Genomic DNA, 17503 nt, shown 5'->3' on the forward strand with positions numbered 1-17503 from the left:
GCCGGCTGGCGGCGGTCAGCGCAGGGCGTCGGCGGCGACCGCGCGGACGGTGGCGGTCAGGGCGTTCAGCACGTCGGACTCCAACCGCCAGTGCTGCCAGTACAGCGGAACGTCGAGGTGTCGGCCCGGCGCGAGGTCGACGCACCTACCGGCGGTCAGGTCGGCCTGGGCGATCTGTTCCGGCACCAGACTCCAGCCCAGCCCGAGCCGGATCGCCTCGCTGAAAGCCGGCACCGACGGCACGTAGTGCACCGGCGGGTCGAGCGGTCGACCGACCACCGCCCTGATGAACCGGTGTTGCACCCGGTCCTTCCGGTCGAAGACCACGAGCGGGGTGCTCGCCAGCGCGGCGGCGGTGAATCCTCCGGAGAAGTGGGACGCCGCGAATTCCGGGGTGGCCAACGCGCGGTAGCGCATGGCCCCGAGTCGCAGCACGCGACAGCCCTGCACGGCCTCCCGCTGGGCGGTGACCGCCGCCGTCACCGAACCGTCGCGGAGCAGCTCGGCGGTGTGGTCCTGATCGTCCTGCCGCAGGTCGAACGAGAGCCCGGCCCGCTGCGGCAACCGGGCCAGCGCGGCGGGAAACCAGGTGGCCAGCGAGTCCGCGTTGACCACCACCGCGACCCGGATCCGGCCACCGCCGGCCAGCGGGCCGCGGGCATCGGCCAGCGCCTCCCGTTCGAGCAGCGCGAGCTGGCCGGCCAGGCGCAGCAGCGGACGGCCGGCGTCGGTTGCCACGCACGGACGGGCGCGGCGGACCAGCACCTGGCCGACGGTCTCCTCCAGCGCCTTGATCCGTTGGCTCACCGCCGACGGCGTGACGTGCAGCAGCCGGGCCGCCGCGTCGAAGCTGCCCTCCGCCACCACCGCCGCGAGCGTCCGTAGCTGTGCCGAATCGAGACCATGCATCAGCAGAGCTTAAGTTGCGTCAGAATCTTTAGTTGGACTGGTGGCTGTCGACGGTCCTAGCGTCGACTCCGTGCTCACCTCCGCCGTCGCCGGCTTCTCAATCTCCATCGCGCTCATCGTCGCCATCGGCGCCCAGAACGCCTTCGTCCTGCGCCAGGGCCTGCGACGGGAGCACGTCGTACCCGTGGTGCTCACCTGCGCCGCGTCGGACGCACTGCTGATCATGGCGGGAGTGGCAGGGGTCGGTTCGCTGGTGACCGGCCGACCGGGCCTGCTGATGGCGATCCGCTGGGGCGGTGGGGCCTTCCTGCTCTGCTACGCGGGGCTCGCCGCCCGCCGCGCCCTGCGTCCCGGCGCCCTGCTGCCCACCGAGCGGCCGCCGGCCACGTTGGGGGTAACCCTGCTCGCCTGCGTCGCCTTCACCTACCTGAACCCACACGTCTACCTGGACACCGTGCTGCTCCTGGGCAGCGTGGCCCAACAACACCCACATCGGTGGGTCTTCGGCGCCGGCGCCGCCCTGGCCAGTGTGGTCTGGTTCACCGCGCTCGGCGTCGGCGCGCAGCGCCTCGCACCGCTGCTCGCCCGCGCCGTCGCCTGGCGGGTGCTGGACGCGGTCATCGCCGTCGTGATGGCAGTGCTCGCCGTGGCACTTCTGCTGGGCTGACCGGTTCGTACCCGGCCGCGCTCTCCGTGGCACTTCCACCGGGCTGCCGGCACATCCGGCGAGCACCGACGGCGCCACCGGGACCAGGACCAACGACGATGCGAGTGTTTTCCGCGACCACCGACGGTGGAACTGGCCGCGAGCGGGAATGATTGCCTGGTGCAGTTCCTTCACGGCGCGGCTCCCGCGCACGACCTGACCTATACCGACGTCTTCATGGCGCCGGCCCGCTCCGATCTGGGATCCCGGCTCGACGTCGACCTCTCCACCGGCGACGGCACCGGCACCACCATTCCGTTGGTGGTGTCGAACATGACCGCGGTCGCCGGACGGCGGATGGCGGAGACGGTCGCCCGCCGGGGCGCCATCACGGTGATCCCGCAGGACATTCCGATCGAGGTGGTGGCGGATGTCGTCGCCTGGGTCAAGCAGCGCCACCTGGTCTACGACACGCCGATCACGCTGGGCCCGACCGAGACCGTGGGCGATGCCATCCACCTGCTGCCCAAGCGCTCGCACGGTGCGGTGATCGTGGTCGACGACGCCGGCCGGCCGATGGGTGTGGTCACCGAGGCGGACACCACGGGCGTGGACCGCTTCGCGCAGCTGCGTCACGTGATGTCCACCGAACTGCACACCGTCCCGGCGGACGCGGATCCTCGTACCGGTTTCGATCTGCTCTCGGCGGGCCGTCGCCGACTCGCCCCGGTGGTGGACGCCGAGGGTCGGCTGGTTGGGGTGCTGACCCGACAGGGCGCGTTGCGCGCCACCCTCTACACACCGGCCGTGGACGACCGGGGTCGGCTTCGGATCGCGGCGGCCGTCGGGATCAACGGGGACGTGACCGGCAAGGCCGCGGCGCTGCTGGAGGCGGGGGTGGACACGTTGGTCGTGGACACCGCGCACGGCCACCAGGCACGGATGATCTCCGCCCTTCAGGCGGTCCGGAAGCTGGACCCGGGGGTGCCGGTGGCGGCCGGCAACGTGGTCACCGCCGAGGGCGTACGCGACCTGGTGGAGGCGGGGGCGGACATCATCAAGGTCGGCGTCGGCCCGGGGGCGATGTGTACCACCCGGATGATGACCGGCGTGGGCCGACCGCAGTTCTCCGCCGTGCTCGACTGTGCGGCCGCCGCCCGCCAACTGGGCCGGCACGTGTGGGCCGACGGCGGGGTGCGGCACCCCCGGGACGTGGCGCTCGCCCTCGCCGCCGGCGCGTCGAACGTGATGATCGGCTCCTGGTTCGCCGGCACCTACGAGTCCCCCGGTGACCTCTACACCGATGCGGACGGCCGGCGGTACAAGGAGAGCTTCGGGATGGCCTCGGCTCGGGCGGTCAGTGCCCGAACCGCCGACGACAGCCCGTACGACCGGGCCCGCAAGGCGGTGTTCGAGGAGGGCATCTCCTCGGCCCGGATGCACCTGGACCCGGCCCGCCCCGGCGTCGAGGACCTGATCGACGAGATCATCGCGGGGGTACGCAGCGCCTTCACCTACGCCGGCGCACGGGACCTGACCCAGTTCCACGAGCGGGCCATCGTCGGCGTGCAGAGCGCCGCCGGCTTCACCGAAGGAATGCCCCTCCCCACCAGCTGGTAACCCGCCCTCCGGCCCCCGGCCCCCGGCCCCCGGCCCCCGGCAAAGTTGATCATGAGGTTATCGCCTCCCGCATCGGCGTGTCGTGGCGATAACCTCATGATCAACCGAGGAGGGCCGGGGTTCGCGGGGAACCCCGCTGTCAGGACGACAGCCGGCGCAGCACGGCGCGGGCTGCCTCGCGGGGGTTGTCGCCCACCCGGTCGGGCAGCGCGCCGGCCAACCAGAGGGTGGCGAAGCCGTGCGCGATCGACCAGGCCGCGAGCGAGTCCCGGTCGGTGTCGGCGGGCGCGCCGCCGCCGGACAGCGCCGCCACCCCGGAGCGGAGCGCGGCGCCGGCCCGACCCCGCGCCGCGATCAGCTCGGCGTCGTCGGCCCGGTAGAGCTCCGGCCGGAACATCACCTCGAAGTACGCCCGGTGCGTGACGGCGAAGTCGACGTACGCGACGCCGGCCTCCAACAGGTCGTCATCCGCCCCGGTCAATGTCTGGGCCAGCAGGTCGAAGCCCTGCGCGGCGAGCGCGGTGAGCAGGCCCGCCTTGTCGCCGAAGTGGTGTGCGGGCGCGGCGTGCGAGACACCGGCCCGGCGGGCCAGGTCGCGCAGGCTCAGCGCGGCGGGTCCGACCTCGCCGACGGCCTCCAGCGCCGCGGCGAGCAGGGCGCGGCGCAGGTCGCCGTGGTGGTAGGCGCGGGTGTCGATCATACGCGAATCCTATCTTGCCATTGACAAGATGCACCCCTGACGCGCAATCTTGTCACTGGAAAGTTTCATGGAGGAGGATTCCGATGGCACCCCTGATCGCCCTTATCGTCGGCACAGCGCTGGCCCGAATCGCCGGCCTGGCGGGCATCTCCGCACTGGACGGCTGGCATCCCGCGCTGCGCGTCGGGCTGGCCGTGATGTTCACGCTCACCGCCGTCGCGCACTTCGTCGGCCAGCGCCGCGCCGACCTGATCGCGATGGTCCCGCCCCGGCTGCCCCGGCCGGACCTGCTGGTCACCGTGACCGGCGTACTGGAACTGGCCGGCGCGGTCGGCCTCCTGGTGCCGGCGACAGCCCGGGTCGCGGCGGCCGGTCTCGGCCTGCTCATGCTCGCCATGTTCCCGGCCAACGTCTCGGCCGCCCGCCGCGAACTGACCCTCGCCGGCCGCCCGGTCACCCCGCTCGCACAGCGGACCGCCCTACAGATCGTGTTCGTGGCCACCGCTGCGGCAATTTCGTTTGGCCCCTGACTATCAGGGGGCTAACCTACCGTTCGTGGAACTCGTGACCCTCCAGGACGTGCCGCTCGGCCGGCTGCTGGTGGTGGCCGGGCACCTGGTCGGGCAGCGGTGGAACCGCTACCTCGCCGAGGAGCACGGCCTCACCCAGGCCGGCATGATCACCCTGATGACGCTCGCCCGACACGGCGAGCTGCCGCACCGGACGGTCGCCGAGAAGGGGTTCGTCCGGCCGGCGACCCTGACCGGCATCGTCGACACGCTCGAGCGCGACGGTCTGGTCGAGCGCCAGCGCGACGACAACGACCGACGCAGCATCCGACTCGCCATCACCCCCGCCGGGCGGGAACGGGTGGCCGCGCTCGGCGCGCTCATGCACTCCGGACGGCCCCTCACCTCGGTCGACGCCGACCCGGCGAAGGCCCAGGTGATCCGGGAGTTCCTGCTTGAGGTCATCGGCAGCGGAGACGACCCGCGGATGGCCGGACGCCCAACCGAAACGAAGGACCCGGCGTGCTGATCCGACTCCTGCGCGGCCAACTGCGCACCTATCAGAGACCGTTGCTGGCGGTCGTGCTGCTCCAGTTCGTGGGCACCATGGCCTCGCTCTACCTGCCCAGCCTCAACGCGGACATCATCGACCAGGGTGTGGCCCGGGGCGACACCGACTACATCGTGCGCACCGGCGGCTGGATGCTGCTGGTCAGCCTGATCCAGATCGTCTGCTCGATCGCGGCGGTCTACCTGGGCGCCCGGGTCGCGATGGGCTTCGGCCGCGACGTACGCGCCGAACTGTTCGGGCACGTCAACCGCTTCTCCGCCCGTGAGGTGGCCCGGTTCGGGGCACCGTCGCTGATCACCCGCAACACCAACGACGTGCAGCAGGTGCAGATGCTCGTGCTGATGAGCTGCACGATGCTCGTCGCCGCACCGATCATGAGCGTCGGTGGCGTGTTCATGGCGTTGCGTGAGGACGTCGGGCTCTCCTGGCTGATGCTGGTCAGCGTGCCGGTGCTGGCCATCGCCCTCGGCGCGATCATCCGTCGGATGGTGCCGGGCTTCCGGCTGATGCAGACCCGCATCGACACTGTCAACCGGGTGCTGCGGGAGCAGATCACCGGCATCCGGGTGGTCCGTGCGTTCGTTCGAGAGCCGTACGAGACGGACCGCTTCGGCGTCGCGAACGCCGACCTGACCGCGACCGCGCTGCGTACCGGTCGGTTGCTGGCGTTGATCTTCCCGGTGGTCATGCTGGTGCTGAACGTCTCCAGCGTGGCGGTGCTCTGGTTCGGTGCGCAGCGGGTGGACGCCGGCGCGATCCAGGTCGGCGCGCTCACCGCGTTCCTGCAGTACCTGATGCAGATCCTGATGGCGGTCATGATGGCCACCTTCATGCTGATGATGGTGCCGAGAGCGGCGGTCTGCGCCGAGCGGATCGTCGAGGTGCTGGACACCGACTCCTCGGTGGTCCCGGCCGCCGCGCCGGTCACCGAACTGCCCACCCGAGCAGAGTTGGAGCTGCGCAGGGTGCGCTTCCAGTACCCGGGTGCGGTGGAGCCGGTGCTGCGCGACATCTCCTTCCGGGCGACCCCGGGCACCACCACGGCGATCATCGGCAGCACCGGCGCGGGCAAGACGACGCTGCTGTCGCTGATCCCCCGCCTGGTCGACGTCACCGACGGTGCGGTGCTGGTCGACGGGGTGGACGTACGGGAGTTGGCTCCGGACGAGCTGTGGCGACGCATCGGCCTGGTGCCGCAGCGGCCGTACCTGTTCACCGGGACGGTCGCCAGCAACCTGCGCTACGGCAACCCGGACGCCACCGACGAGGAGCTGTGGACGGCGCTGGAGATCGCCCAGGCCCGGGACTTCGTGGCCCAGATGCCCGGCGGGCTGGACGCCCCGATCGCGCAGGGCGGCACCACCGTCTCCGGTGGGCAGCGGCAGCGCCTGGCCATCGCCAGGGCCCTGGTCCGGCAACCGGAGATCTACCTTTTCGACGACTCGTTCTCCGCGCTCGACCTGGGCACCGACGCGCGGCTGCGAGCGGCCCTGCGGCCGGTCACCGCGCAGGCGGCGGTGGTGATCGTGGCCCAGCGGGTTTCCACGATCATCGACGCCGATCAGATCATCGTCCTGGAAAACGGAGGGGTCGTCGGAGTGGGACGACATGCCGAGTTGTTGGAAACCTGCCCGACGTACGCCGAGATCGTGGCCTCGCAGCAGACCACGGAGGTGGCGGCATGAGCGAGCGTGACGAGCCGCGCACCGCGGCCGTACCCAGTCAGAAGCCGGCCGGCGACGGACGGACGCCGGATGAGACCGCGCAGCAAGCTGGCGGGGAAACCGCGCCGGAGACCAGCAGTGGCGCGCCGACGCCGAAGCGGCTGCCGCCCGGCCGTCAGGGCGGCGGCCCGGGATGGATGAGCGCCGGAATGCCCGCCGAGAAGTCGATGAACTTCGGGCCGTCGGCCCGACGGCTGCTCGGCCGGCTGCGCTCGCACCGACTGCACCTGGCCGCGATCATCACGTTGGCCGTGGTGAGCGTCGGGTTCAGCGTGGCCGGGCCGAAGATCCTCGGCCACGCCACCGACCTGATCTTCACTGGGGTGATCGGTCGGCAACTGCCCGCCGGCACCACCGCCGAGCAGGCCGTCGCGGCGGCCCGGGCCAGCGGCAACGACAGCTTCGCCGACATGCTGGCCCGGATGGACGTGGTGCCCGGGGTGGGCATCGACTTCAGCGCCCTGAGCCGGGTGCTGCTGCTGGCGCTCGGGCTCTACCTCGCGGCGAGCCTGCTGTCCTGGTGGCAGGGTTGGCTGCTCAACGGGGTGGTCCAGCGCACCGTGCTGCGGCTGCGCGCCGAGGTGGAGGAGAAGCTCAACCGGCTACCGCTGCCCTACTTCGACCGGCAGCCGCGCGGTGAGTTGCTCAGCCGGGTCACCAACGACATCGACAACATCTCCACCAGCCTCCAGCAGACCCTCAGCCAGCTGCTCACCTCGCTGCTGACGGTCGTCGGCGTGCTGGCCGTGATGTTCTGGATCTCGCCGGTGCTGGCCCTGGTGGCCCTGGTCGCGGTGCCGTTGTCGGTGCTGGTCACCCAGCGCATCGCCAAGCGCTCGCAGAAGCAGTTCATCGCCCAGTGGACGCACACCGGCGAGTTGAACGGCCAGATCGAGGAGGCGTACACCGGTCATGAGCTGGTGAAGGTCTTCGGCCGGCAGCGTGAGGTCGAGGCCGCGTTCCACGCGAAGAACGAGGAGCTGTTCCGGGCCAGCTTCGGGGCACAGTTCATCTCCGGGATCATCATGCCGTCGATGATGTTCATCGGGAACCTGAGCTACGTGGCGATCGCCGTGGTCGGCGGGCTGCGGGTCGCCTCCGGCACGATGAGCCTCGGTGACGTGCAGGCCTTCATCCAGTACTCCCGCCAGTTCACCCAACCGCTCACCCAACTCGCCTCGATGGCCAACCTGCTCCAGTCCGGGGTGGCCTCGGCCGAGCGGGTCTTCGCGGTGCTCGACGCGGACGAACAGACCCCCGACCCGGTCGCGCCGGCCCGGGTCACCGACCCGCACGGTCGGGTCGAGTTCGAGCACGTCTCGTTCCGCTACGAGCCGGACAAGCCGCTGATCGACGACCTGTCACTGGTCGCCGAGCCCGGACACACAGTGGCCATCGTCGGCCCGACCGGTGCCGGCAAGACCACCCTGGTCAACCTGGTGATGCGGTTCTACGAGCTGGACGCCGGCCGGATCACGCTCGACGGGGTGGACATCACCACGATGCGCCGCGACGACCTGCGCGGCCGGATCGGCATGGTGCTTCAGGACACCTGGCTGTTCGGCGGCACCATCCGGGACAACATCGCCTACGGGCGGCCCGACGCGACCGAGGAGGAGATCCTCGCCGCCGCCCGGGCCACCTTCGTGGACCGGTTCGTGCGCAGCCTGCCCGACGGCTACGACACCGTCATCGACGAGGAGGGCAGCAACGTCAGCGCCGGCGAGAAGCAGCTCATCACCATCGCGCGGGCGTTCCTTGCCGAGCCGTCACTGCTGATCCTCGACGAGGCCACCAGCTCGGTGGACACCCGCACCGAGGTGCTGCTGCAACGGGCGATGGCCGCGCTGCGCTCGGACCGGACCAGCTTCGTGATCGCGCACCGGCTCTCCACCATCCGCGACGCCGACCTGATCCTGATGATGGAGGACGGTCGGATCGTCGAGCAGGGCACCCACGAGCAGTTGCTCGCCGCCCAGGGCGCGTACCACCGGCTCTACCGCTCACAGTTCACCGGCGCGGTGGTCGACGAGGAACCGGCCGCCCAACCGGCGTCGGTCTGAGGTCGGGCGGCCGTGCGCGCGAGACGATCGGTGGGCGTGTCAGTCCGACGGCAGCAGGTCGGTCGCGCGGGCGGCGACCTGCCCGCCGATCAGGGCGAGAGCCGCGTCGGCGGGCATCGGGGCCAGGGCGCGGCCGCCCCGCAGGCGCAGCGCGAGGTGCCCGTCGGCCACCTCCCGGGCACCCAACACCCCGAGGTACGGGACGCGGCGGCGGGCCGCGTCCCGTACCCGGGCGCCCAGCGAGCCGGCGGCGCCGACCTCGACCCGCAGGCCGGCGTCGCCCGCCCGTCGGGCCAGGTCGGCCGCCGCGTCGGCCTGGCCGTCGTCGACCGGCAGCAGCACCAACTGGACGGGCGCGTACCAGGCCGGGAACGCCCCCTCATGCACCTCGATGAGGTACGCGAACAGCCGCTCCATGCTGCCGACCAGGCTGCGGTGCACCATCACCGGCCGACGCCGGCTGCCGTCCGAGTCGGTGTACGACAGGTCGAACCGTTCCGGCTTGTCGAAGTCCAGTTGGATGGTGGAGATGGTCGACTCCCGACCGGCGGCGTCGACGATCTGAATGTCGATCTTCGGACCGTAGAAGGCAGCCTCCCCCGGCGCCTCGACGTACTCCACCCCGGCCAGCGCCTCCCGGAGCAACTCCTCGGCGCGGGCCCAATGGGCATCGTCTCCGACGTACTTCTCGCCCGGCCCGCGCAGCGACAGCCGGAACCCGGCCGGCCGGACACCAAGCGCGGCGTGCGCGGCACGGATCAGCCCGAGGATCTCGACGACCTCCGCGCCGACCTGCTCGGGGGCGCAGAAGGTGTGCGCGTCGTTGAGCGAGATGGCGCGGACCCGGGACAGCCCACCGAGCACACCGGAGCGCTCCGAGCGGTACATCCCGCCCAGCTCCGCGATCCGCAACGGCAACTCCCGGTAGGAACGGCCCCGCGCCCGGAACACCAACGCGTGGTGCGGGCAGAGCGCCGGCCGGAGCACGAACTCGTCGTCGGCGCTCAGCCGCATCGGCGGGAACATGTCGTCGGCGAAGTAGCCGAGATGGCCGGAAAGTTCGAAAAGTTCCCGCTTGCCCAGCGGCGGCGAGTAGACGTGCTGGTGGCCGGAGCGGCGCTCCAACTCCCGGACGTACTCCTCGACGGCGTGCCGGGCGGCGGCGCCGGCCGGCAGCCAGATCGGCAGGCCGGCACCGGCCAGCGGGTCGGAGACGAAGAGGTCCAGCTCGCGGCCGAGCCTACGGTGGTCGATCATGTCGGGCTCCTGGATCGGGTACGACCCGGAGGCGACCTGAGCTCCGAACGGCGCACTGCCCTCGGGGGCGGATCGCCCCGGGGCCTGGTCGACGGTGGTGACGTCAGAGCGGCGCGCCGGGGACACCCGGCGTCGTGGTCATCACTACCGCGCTGCGCATACGGCGACCGTACCCGCGCGACGTTCGGGGATGCACCCGCATTTGCGGCGGAGGGGTGGGCCGCCGGCGCGGGACCCGCCGGCGGCCCTGGCGGCCGAATCGTCAGGAACGGGGGACCCGACGGGCGTGGCCGCGCCGACAACGGTACGCCGACGAACGGCGTTCTGCCGCCCGCCCCGAACGGGTGGAACAGCCTCCGAACCCGTCACTCGGAAGCGATCGGCCTCGTTGTAGCTGGGTGGCCCAGTCGTGTCGACGGTCACGACGGGCCGGGGCCGTCCACCGTGACGCCGGACACGACGTCAGGCTCAAGACACCCAATCGGCCGCATCCGGCGAGGTGGCAGGCGTGCCCGAACTTCTGACTGACGTCGCGTCGCCGACGTGGGCGTACCTGGTGCTGCTCGCGCTGCTGATCGCGGACGCCTTCGTGCCGGTGATCCCCACCCAGATCGTCATGATCACCAGTGGTGCGCTCACCGTCTACGGCGGGCTCAGCCTGCCGGTCACCATCGCCGTCGGCGCGCTCGGCGTATTCGCCGGCGACCTGGCCTGCTATCTGCTCGGGCGCAGCGCACCGGATCGGCGGTCACCCCGGCACGCCGAGCTGAGCCGCGCCCGCCGGGTGGCCAGCCGGGTCACCCAGGGGCTGCGACAACCCGGGCCGCTGGTCATCCTGCTCTGCCGGTTCGTACCCGGCGGTCGGATGGCAGCCTGCTTCTCGGCCGGGCGCAGCCGCTACCCGTACCGCCTCTTCGTGCTCTACGAGGCCGTCGCGGCGCTGGGTTGGGCCACCTACGGCGGGCTGGTCGGGCACCTGGGCGGCACCGCACTGACCGAGTCGGCCTGGCGGCTGGCCATCATCGCCACCGCCGCGGCGGCCGGCTTCGCCGCGGCCGGATGGGCGATGACAGTGGTCAGCGCCCGCCACGCCCGCGCCGCCGCCGCTGTCGCCGCCGTCGACGTCCCCATCGACTGAGTGTCGTTGCCCAGTCTCCGCGATCTTGCACTTCCTGTCCCCGCAACTGGGGCATGCCGCACATACGAACGACCGAAAATGCAAGATCGCGGCCACCTGCCGGAAGGCCTCTAGGGGTGGTCCCGGGGGTCGATTTCGGTGGCTGTCCCGGATTCGGCTGGGGTGTCTGCGGCGACAGGCTGAGGCATGCCTGTTACCCGGAGTACCGGCCTGCTAGCCCTGGGCGGGATCGCCTTGGCGGCGCTGCTCACCGTGATCGGCCACCTCGAAGTCAACGACGACCTCAACCCGTGGGCGTTGACCATCAGCGACTTCGCGGTCTCCGACCGCGGCGGCGTCATCGACATCGCCATGGTGGTGCTCGCGCTCGCCACCGTGGCGTTGCTGTACGGACTGCGCCGCGCCAGCCCACCCCGGCCGCGCTCCGGTCGAACGGCCGAGCTGCTGCTCGGCGCATGGGTGGGTGGGCTGCTGCTGGCCGCCGTGGTGCCGACGAACGAGCCGGGCACCGCCATGACCACCGCCGCCTACCTGCACCGGTACGCGTCGGTGATCGCCTTCCTGGCCTTGCCGGCGGCCGGTTGGCTGCTCGCCCGCCGCCCCGACCTGACGCCCGCCGCCCAGACGCTACGCACCCTGGTCCTGCTGAGCCTGGTCCTGGCGGCGGCGATGATCTGGTCCGCCTATCCCGGCGACCGGATGCTCATCGGCCTGGCCGAACGCCTCCTCATCCTCACCGAGGTGGCCGTCCTGGCCACCGTGGCGCTGCTCCAGGCCCGGCAGGTCACTCCAGCTCGTGCAGCATGAGCTGGCGGGCCGCCTCGGTGATGGAGCCGGACAGCGACGGGTAGATGGTGATGGTCTGGGCCAGCTCGTTGACGGTGAGGTTGTTCTCCACCGCCATGGTGATGGGCAGGATCAGTTCGCTGGCCTTCGGAGCGACCACCACACCGCCGATCACCTGGCCGCTGGCGGGACGGCAGAACAGCTTCACGAAACCGTCGGAGAGGTCGTCCATCTTGGCCCGGGCGTTGCCGGACAGCGGCAGCATCACCTGCCGGGCCGGCACCTTGCCCGCGTCCACCTCGTCCTGCGAGACACCCACGGTGGCCAGCTCCGGGTCGGTGAAGACGTTCGCCGCGACGGTACGCAGCCGCAGCGGGCGGACCGCCTCGCCGAGCGCGTGCCACATGGCGATCCGGCCCTGCATGGCGGCGACGCTGGCCAACAGCAGCACGCCGGTGCAGTCACCGGCGGCGTAGATGCCGGGCACGTTGGTCCGGGAGGCCCTGTCGACAGTCAGGTAGCCGCCCCGGCCCAGCTCCACCCCGTACTCGGTCAGACCCAGGTTGGCGGTGTTCGGGATCGAACCGACGGTGATCAGCGCGTGGGAGCCGGTCACCTTGCGGCCGTCGGAGAGCTCCACCTCGACGCCGTCGGCGGTACGCCGGACCGCGTCGGCCCGGGAGTTGTTGAGGATCTCCATGCCCCGGTTGCGGAACACCCGCTCGATGGCGGAGGCGGCGTCGGCGTCCTCGTGCGGCATCACCCGGTCCCGACTGGAGACCAGTGTCACCTCGACCCCCATCGCCAGGTACGCGCTGGCGAACTCCGCGCCGGTCACACCGGACCCGACCACGATCAGGTGCTCGGGCAGCTCCGGCAGGTCGTACACCTGGCGCCAGGTCAGGATGCGCTCACCGTCCGGTACGGCGGTGGGCAGCTGGCGGGGCGTCGAGCCGGTGGCCACCAGCACGGTGGACGCGTCGATCGAGTACTCCTCGCCGCCGTCGGCGGGGGTGACGACGACCCGGTGGGTGTGCCCGAGGGAGTCCTCGCCGAGCCGGGCGGTGCCGGCCACGAAGGTGACCCCCGCCTTCAGCAGCTTGGCGTGGATGTCCGCGGACTGCGCCAGGGCCAGCCGCTTGACCCGCCCGTGCACCGCCCGCGCGTCGACGGTGACCGCCTCAAGGCCGTCCGAGTGCACCCCGAACTCCTCGGTGTCGCGGTAACCGGTCACCACTTGCGAGCTGGCGATGAAGGTCTTCGACGGTACGCAGTCGGAGAGCACGCAGGCACCGCCCGCACCGTCGGCCTCCACCACTGTGACATCGGCGTCCAGCTGGGCGGCGACCAGTGCCGCCTCGTACCCGGCCGGCCCCCCGCCGATGATCACGATCCGGCTCACAGCTTTCGCCCTTCGTCCATGCTCACAGTGACTTTCTTCTCCCGAGCGCATTCGACACGCACTGTCGTATTCTCCCCCACCCGTCGGCCGGGCTATCGTCATCGCCGTGCGTCATCACGCCGCCTACGGCTCAAATCTCGATCCCGCCCGGATGCGCGCCTACTGTCCGCATTCGCCGATGGTGGGTACCGGCTGGCTGGAGGGCTGGCGGCTGACCTTCGCCGGGGCGGACGTGATCGGCTGGGAGGGTGCGGTGAGCACCCTTGTCGAGTCTCCCGGTGACCGGGTCTTCGTGGCGCTCTACGACATCCACCCCTACGACGCTGGCCAACTTGACGAGATCGAGGGGGTGACCGCCGGCACGTACCGCAAGCTGCACGTGCGGGTCTCCACCCTCGACGGCGACGTGACCGCGTGGATCTACGTCTTCAACGGGTACGAGGGTGGCCTGCCGACCTCGTGGTATCTGTCGGAGATCGCGAACGCCGCCGAGAAGGCGGGCGCCCCGGACGACTACGTCACCGAACTGCGGGCCCGCCCCACCGGCACCGCCTCGCCGTAGCAGCGCGTATCGCACGCCTCCAGTCTGCTCCCGCTGTCGAGCGGAGCGCCGGGCGGGCCGGGCCGGGGTCGTCAATCACACACCGGCCGCCGGAACGGAAAGTTCGTACATGTCGGTCCACTGGGTTTCCCGCAGGCCCACCGACCGGTACAGCGACAGTGGGGCGGTCGGGTTGGTGAGGTCGACCCCGAGGCCGACCGCCCGCCGCCCCTTCTCGGCGTAGCGGGCGAAGGCGCGGCGCAGCAACGCCGCGCCCACTCCCCTGCGCCGGTACGCGGACAGCACCGACAGACTCTTCACCCAGCCCGACTGCTGATCGAGTGCCTGGTCCGAGGACTGCAACGCGCCGACCGGTACCCCGTCCACCTCGGCGACGAACCACTCGTCCCAGGCGGTCAGGTCGCCGATCCGGGCCCGCCACCGCTCGTACGACAGTGGCTCGTGGTCCGGGGTGTCGCCGAAGGCGGCCTCGTAGATCCGGTGGAACTCCACCAGGTCGGCCTCGTCGTCCGGGCGGACCGGTCGCACAGTGACGTCGGATGGACCGGCCGGCTCGTCGGGCAGGTCGTCCAACGGCCGGCTCATCCGCACGTACCGCTTGACGAGGGTGAACCCGAGCCCGCGCAGGGCGTGTTCCCAGTCACGTTCCGGGGCGAAGACCGCGCAGCGGACGGTGAGCGACGGCAGCCCCCGCTCGGCAGCGCGCTCGGCGACCCGGTCCAGTTGGCGGAGCAGCAACGGCGCGCGGACGGCGGCGGCCCGTACCGGATCGACGTAGACCTCCACGAACTCCCGGCCCACAGCGGTCGGGTTGTCCACCGTCGCCCAGCCGACCACTGTGTCGTCCGGGTCGATGGCCAGCCAGGAGTCCCGGGTCGGGTCGAAGTGGGGGGCGGTCAGCGACGCCGCGACGTCCTCGGCGTCGAAGTCGGGATGGCCGATGGCGAAGGTGTCGGCGGCGTGCACCACCGCGAGGATCGCCGGCACGTCGTCGAGGGTGGGTCGGCGCGTCGTCCAACCAGCGGGAAGGGTCACGGCAGGACATCCTGGCAGCCGCTCGGCTGCGGCGCCGCCCATTTTTTCGGCCGACGAAAGGCTCAGCCGAGGTCGGCCCGGGTGCGGTGCAGCAACTCCACCAACTCCGCGCCGTCGGCGGGCCCGAGGGCCGTGAACGCCGGCGCGGCCAACCGGTTGGTCACCGCCTCCGCCCAGAGCCGGCGGCGCACCAACGGCCCGATCGGCGGGTACGGCGGCGGCCAGCCACAGGCCACCGCCCCGGCCTCGCCCTCCGGCCCGGCCAGCACGGCCTCCAGCGGGGTCATCCCGGCGGCGCGTACCGCCAGCAGGTAGGCGCCGGTGAAGTGTTCCCGGAGCAGCCGCAGCCCGGCGGCGCTGCGAGCCCCGGGCGAGAGATCCGGAAGCGGCATGGCCCGCCACGCGGCGAAGAGCGGCATCCCGCTGGCCTCCGCCGCCACCACCGCCCGCTCGACGAGCGCCGACAGGCGCTCGGTGCCGGGCAGGGGGCCGAGCTGCTGCGCACCCCACCGGCAGCATTCGGCGAGGCTCGCGGCGGCCACCTCGAACGGCGGAACGACCCGGGCGGCGGCGTCCCAACCGTCGGCGACCGCGTCCGGGGCGATGAACCCGAGGGCGGCGGCGGCCGTCTCGGCCCGCACACCGCCGAGCGCGCCGGCCCGGCCGCTGATGTAGAAGGCCCAGCCGGAGATGCCGAGCAGTCGGGCCCGGCGCAACGTGGTCGGGTCCCGGCTGAAGGCGTCGCCCAGGTCGAGCACGACGGGCTTACTGGCGGCCGCGACCTGCTCCGGAGTCACAGCGCCGCCCCGCTCGGGCAACCCGCCCCGGCGACCACGACCACGCCCCGACCCGGGGCCACTCGTCGTGTACGGTCCGCACACTCGTCGTCGTCCATCGATGGTCAGTCTGCCGCGCCACCGCCCGCGTCCGCATCCCCCTCTTCGGCCGCCAGTGCCTCGACCGCCGCCTCGACCTCACCGGCGCGCCGCCGGGCCACGGTGACCGCCCGCTCGGCGGCACGCCGGGCGAGCTTGGCCCGGCTGAGGTCCTGCTCGGCGACCGCGCGCCGCCGCTCCAGCTCGGCCAGCTCGGCCTCAAGGCGATCGAGTACGGCCGCACCGTCGCGCTCCTGCCCGGTCGCCTCGGTCAGCTCGGTCTCGGCCCGCTCCTGGTCGGCCTGGGCCTTCGCCAACTCCCGGTCCAGGGCGCGGCGCTGCCGGGCCCGCTCGGCTCGGGCCGCCCGCTGTGCGGCCCGTTCGGCCTGCTCGGCACGCTCGGCCGCCCGGTCCGTACGGGGTGCCGCCTCGGGACGGCCCCGTTGGGGGCCGGGTCGGCGGGCCGGGCGCTCCTCCTCGCGCTCCTCGTCATCGTCGGTGACCAGCCGCAGTTGCGGCCGGGGCACCTCACCGAAGCCGGCGTAGCTGGCCGCCCGCAGCAGGCGGCCCGCCCGCACCTGCTCGGCGACCTCGGCGTCGGAGAACGCCGCGTTCAGCGTCGCCTCCACCTCGGCCAGGGGCAGCCGGCTCGCCGGTGGCGCGTCCGGCTCGGCCGCGGCGAGCTTGCGAACCTCGGCGACCAGTGCGCCGACCACCGCCCGGCGCTGCGCGGACAGCTCTCGCAGTCGGGGCCCACGCAACTCCCGCTGGGCGACTCGCAGGGCGTCGGCGAGCTGGACCAGATCGGCGACCAGTTCCGGGCGTCGGATGGCGAGCAGGTTCACCAACCAGGCGGCCACCGTCGGGCGACGCAGCCGGGCCAGTTGCCGGGCGGTGGTCGGGTCACCGGCACGGCGGGCCTCGGCCACGGCGGCGTCCCGGGCGGCCACGAACCGGTCCGGTGGGGTGCGGTAGAGCTGCTGCACCAGCTCCGCGGAGAGGCCGGGCATCGGGTCAGACGTCCACCCGGGTACCGGGCTCCAGTCGCTGGTATTCGGTGCCGGACAGAGCTGTGTACTGCCGGTCGAGCACGCCCAGCCCGTTGTCGTTGAGCAACGCGTCGTGCAGGGCGTACGCGCGCCGCGGTGCGACAGCGCGGATGAAGTCGACCACCTCGGAGAACTTCGACCAGGGCGCGTGGATCGGCGCGAAGAGCGTGTCGACGGGTGTCTCGTCGGGCACCACCAGCGAGTCTCCCGGGTGGTAGACCACGTCGTTGATCAGGTAACCGAGGTTGTCGACCACCGGGATGTCGGGGTGGATCACGGCGTGCCGCCCGCCGTACGCGCGCACCGCGACCCCGGCGGCGGTGAACGACTCACCGACGCTGACCGGGCGCAGCACGTCGGCCGCGTCGCCCAGGGTCTCGCCGAGCGAGGCGGGCCCGTGGATCGGGAACGGCTGTCGGTCGAGTTGGAGGCGCACCGCTGCCAGATCGAGGTGGTCGGGGTGTTCGTGGGTGATCAGCACCGCGTCCGCACCGTCCAGCGCCGCCGCGGCGTCGCTGAACACACCGGGGTCGACGACGAGCACTCCCCCGTCGTGTTCCACCCGAAGGCAGGAGTGGGCGTACTTGGTGAGCCGCATCGTGACTCCTCGATTATCGAATCGTGACGTCCTCAGCGCAGTCTGCCGGAACCAGCCGG

The 17503-nt window shown here is 72.0% G+C and carries 17 protein-coding genes; 9 read left to right on the plus strand and 8 right to left on the minus strand.

The window, feature by feature from the left end:
• Positions 1-15 precede the first annotated feature (15 nt).
• On the minus strand, positions 16-909 hold the full coding sequence (locus tag FB453_RS03275) for a LysR family transcriptional regulator ArgP (protein WP_145787365.1): 894 nt from the start codon (positions 907-909) through the stop codon (positions 16-18).
• Positions 910-979: 70 nt separating this feature from the next.
• Here FB453_RS03275 and FB453_RS03280 point away from each other — a divergent pair, with 70 nt between their 5' ends.
• Both FB453_RS03280 and FB453_RS03285 read left to right on the plus strand, forming a co-directional pair.
• Complete coding sequence (locus FB453_RS03280) at positions 980-1576, plus strand: LysE/ArgO family amino acid transporter (RefSeq protein WP_145787367.1); 597 nt, start codon at positions 980-982, stop codon at positions 1574-1576.
• Between the two features lie 159 nt (positions 1577-1735).
• Positions 1736-3175, plus strand: coding sequence for a GuaB1 family IMP dehydrogenase-related protein (locus FB453_RS03285; RefSeq protein ID WP_112581885.1), 1440 nt, complete (start codon positions 1736-1738; stop codon positions 3173-3175).
• A 139-nt stretch (positions 3176-3314) separates the two neighbouring features.
• On the opposite strand, the gene FB453_RS03290 is transcribed toward FB453_RS03285, so the two are convergent.
• Positions 3315-3875, minus strand: a complete 561-nt coding sequence (locus tag FB453_RS03290) for a TetR/AcrR family transcriptional regulator (RefSeq protein WP_145787369.1) — start codon at positions 3873-3875, stop codon at positions 3315-3317.
• 83 nt (positions 3876-3958) lie between these two features.
• Between FB453_RS03290 and FB453_RS03295 the strand changes: the two genes are divergently transcribed.
• The 4 genes from FB453_RS03295 to FB453_RS03310 are packed head-to-tail and all read left to right on the plus strand — an operon-like array spanning position 3959 to position 8742.
• Positions 3959-4405: a DoxX family protein gene (locus FB453_RS03295; RefSeq protein WP_112601938.1), complete on the plus strand. Its 447-nt coding sequence runs from the start codon at positions 3959-3961 to the stop codon at positions 4403-4405.
• A gap of 25 nt (positions 4406-4430) precedes the next feature.
• A complete protein-coding gene (locus FB453_RS03300) occupies positions 4431-4913 on the plus strand; it encodes a MarR family transcriptional regulator (RefSeq protein WP_145787371.1) in 483 nt (160 codons plus the stop codon).
• Positions 4907-6640, plus strand: coding sequence for an ABC transporter ATP-binding protein (locus tag FB453_RS03305; protein ID WP_112588189.1), 1734 nt, complete (start codon positions 4907-4909; stop codon positions 6638-6640). The genes FB453_RS03300 and FB453_RS03305 overlap by 7 nt, the downstream gene beginning before the upstream one ends.
• The gene (locus FB453_RS03310; RefSeq protein WP_373861103.1) at positions 6637-8742 is read left to right on the plus strand and encodes an ABC transporter ATP-binding protein; all 2106 of its coding nucleotides are present in this window, start codon (positions 6637-6639) and stop codon (positions 8740-8742) included. The genes FB453_RS03305 and FB453_RS03310 overlap by 4 nt, the downstream gene beginning before the upstream one ends.
• Before the next feature lie 39 nt (positions 8743-8781).
• Here the strand turns inward: FB453_RS03310 and thrS are convergent, their stop codons facing one another.
• Positions 8782-9999: a threonine--tRNA ligase gene (gene thrS, locus FB453_RS03315; RefSeq protein ID WP_145787373.1), complete on the minus strand. Its 1218-nt coding sequence runs from the start codon at positions 9997-9999 to the stop codon at positions 8782-8784.
• 508 nt (positions 10000-10507) lie between these two features.
• Between thrS and FB453_RS03320 the strand changes: the two genes are divergently transcribed.
• Positions 10508-11137, plus strand: a complete 630-nt coding sequence (locus FB453_RS03320; protein ID WP_145787375.1) for a DedA family protein — start codon at positions 10508-10510, stop codon at positions 11135-11137.
• A gap of 186 nt (positions 11138-11323) precedes the next feature.
• Positions 11324-11944: a DUF998 domain-containing protein gene (locus FB453_RS03325; RefSeq protein ID WP_145787377.1), complete on the plus strand. Its 621-nt coding sequence runs from the start codon at positions 11324-11326 to the stop codon at positions 11942-11944.
• Here FB453_RS03325 and FB453_RS03330 read toward each other — a convergent pair.
• The gene (locus FB453_RS03330; protein ID WP_091394456.1) at positions 11922-13325 is read right to left on the minus strand and encodes an NAD(P)H-quinone dehydrogenase; all 1404 of its coding nucleotides are present in this window, start codon (positions 13323-13325) and stop codon (positions 11922-11924) included. The genes FB453_RS03325 and FB453_RS03330 overlap by 23 nt on opposite strands.
• 106 nt (positions 13326-13431) lie before the next feature.
• Here FB453_RS03330 and FB453_RS03335 point away from each other — a divergent pair, with 106 nt between their 5' ends.
• Entirely contained in the window at positions 13432-13887 is a 456-nt protein-coding gene (locus tag FB453_RS03335) for a gamma-glutamylcyclotransferase family protein (protein WP_091394460.1), read from the plus strand.
• Positions 13888-13962: 75 nt separating this feature from the next.
• On the opposite strand, the gene FB453_RS03340 is transcribed toward FB453_RS03335, so the two are convergent.
• The 4 genes from FB453_RS03340 to FB453_RS03355 all read right to left on the minus strand — a co-directional run bounded on the left by FB453_RS03340 (position 13963) and on the right by FB453_RS03355 (position 17444).
• Positions 13963-14922: a GNAT family N-acetyltransferase gene (locus tag FB453_RS03340; RefSeq protein WP_145787380.1), complete on the minus strand. Its 960-nt coding sequence runs from the start codon at positions 14920-14922 to the stop codon at positions 13963-13965.
• Positions 14923-14984: 62 nt separating this feature from the next.
• Positions 14985-15719, minus strand: coding sequence for an SCO6745 family protein (locus FB453_RS03345; protein WP_112588205.1), 735 nt, complete (start codon positions 15717-15719; stop codon positions 14985-14987).
• Positions 15720-15823: 104 nt separating this feature from the next.
• A complete protein-coding gene (locus tag FB453_RS03350) occupies positions 15824-16807 on the minus strand; it encodes a hypothetical protein (protein ID WP_112588207.1) in 984 nt (327 codons plus the stop codon).
• Between the two features lie 4 nt (positions 16808-16811).
• Entirely contained in the window at positions 16812-17444 is a 633-nt protein-coding gene (locus FB453_RS03355) for an MBL fold metallo-hydrolase (RefSeq protein WP_112588209.1), read from the minus strand.
• Positions 17445-17503 lie beyond the last annotated feature (59 nt).

The organism is Micromonospora sp. CNZ322 (assembly GCF_007827755.1).

Coding starts and splice junctions, on each gene's coding strand:
- FB453_RS03275 (WP_145787365.1), bottom strand. CDS start 909: ATGCATGGTCTCGATTCGGCACAGCTACGGACGCTCGCGGCGGTGGTG.
- FB453_RS03290 (WP_145787369.1), bottom strand. CDS start 3,875: ATGATCGACACCCGCGCCTACCACCACGGCGACCTGCGCCGCGCCCTG.
- FB453_RS03295 (WP_112601938.1), top strand. CDS start 3,959: ATGGCACCCCTGATCGCCCTTATCGTCGGCACAGCGCTGGCCCGAATC.
- FB453_RS03310 (WP_373861103.1), top strand. CDS start 6,637: ATGAGCGAGCGTGACGAGCCGCGCACCGCGGCCGTACCCAGTCAGAAG.
- thrS (WP_145787373.1), bottom strand. CDS start 9,999: ATGATCGACCACCGTAGGCTCGGCCGCGAGCTGGACCTCTTCGTCTCC.
- FB453_RS03325 (WP_145787377.1), top strand. CDS start 11,324: ATGCCTGTTACCCGGAGTACCGGCCTGCTAGCCCTGGGCGGGATCGCC.
- FB453_RS03350 (WP_112588207.1), bottom strand. CDS start 16,807: ATGCCCGGCCTCTCCGCGGAGCTGGTGCAGCAGCTCTACCGCACCCCA.
- FB453_RS03355 (WP_112588209.1), bottom strand. CDS start 17,444: ATGCGGCTCACCAAGTACGCCCACTCCTGCCTTCGGGTGGAACACGAC.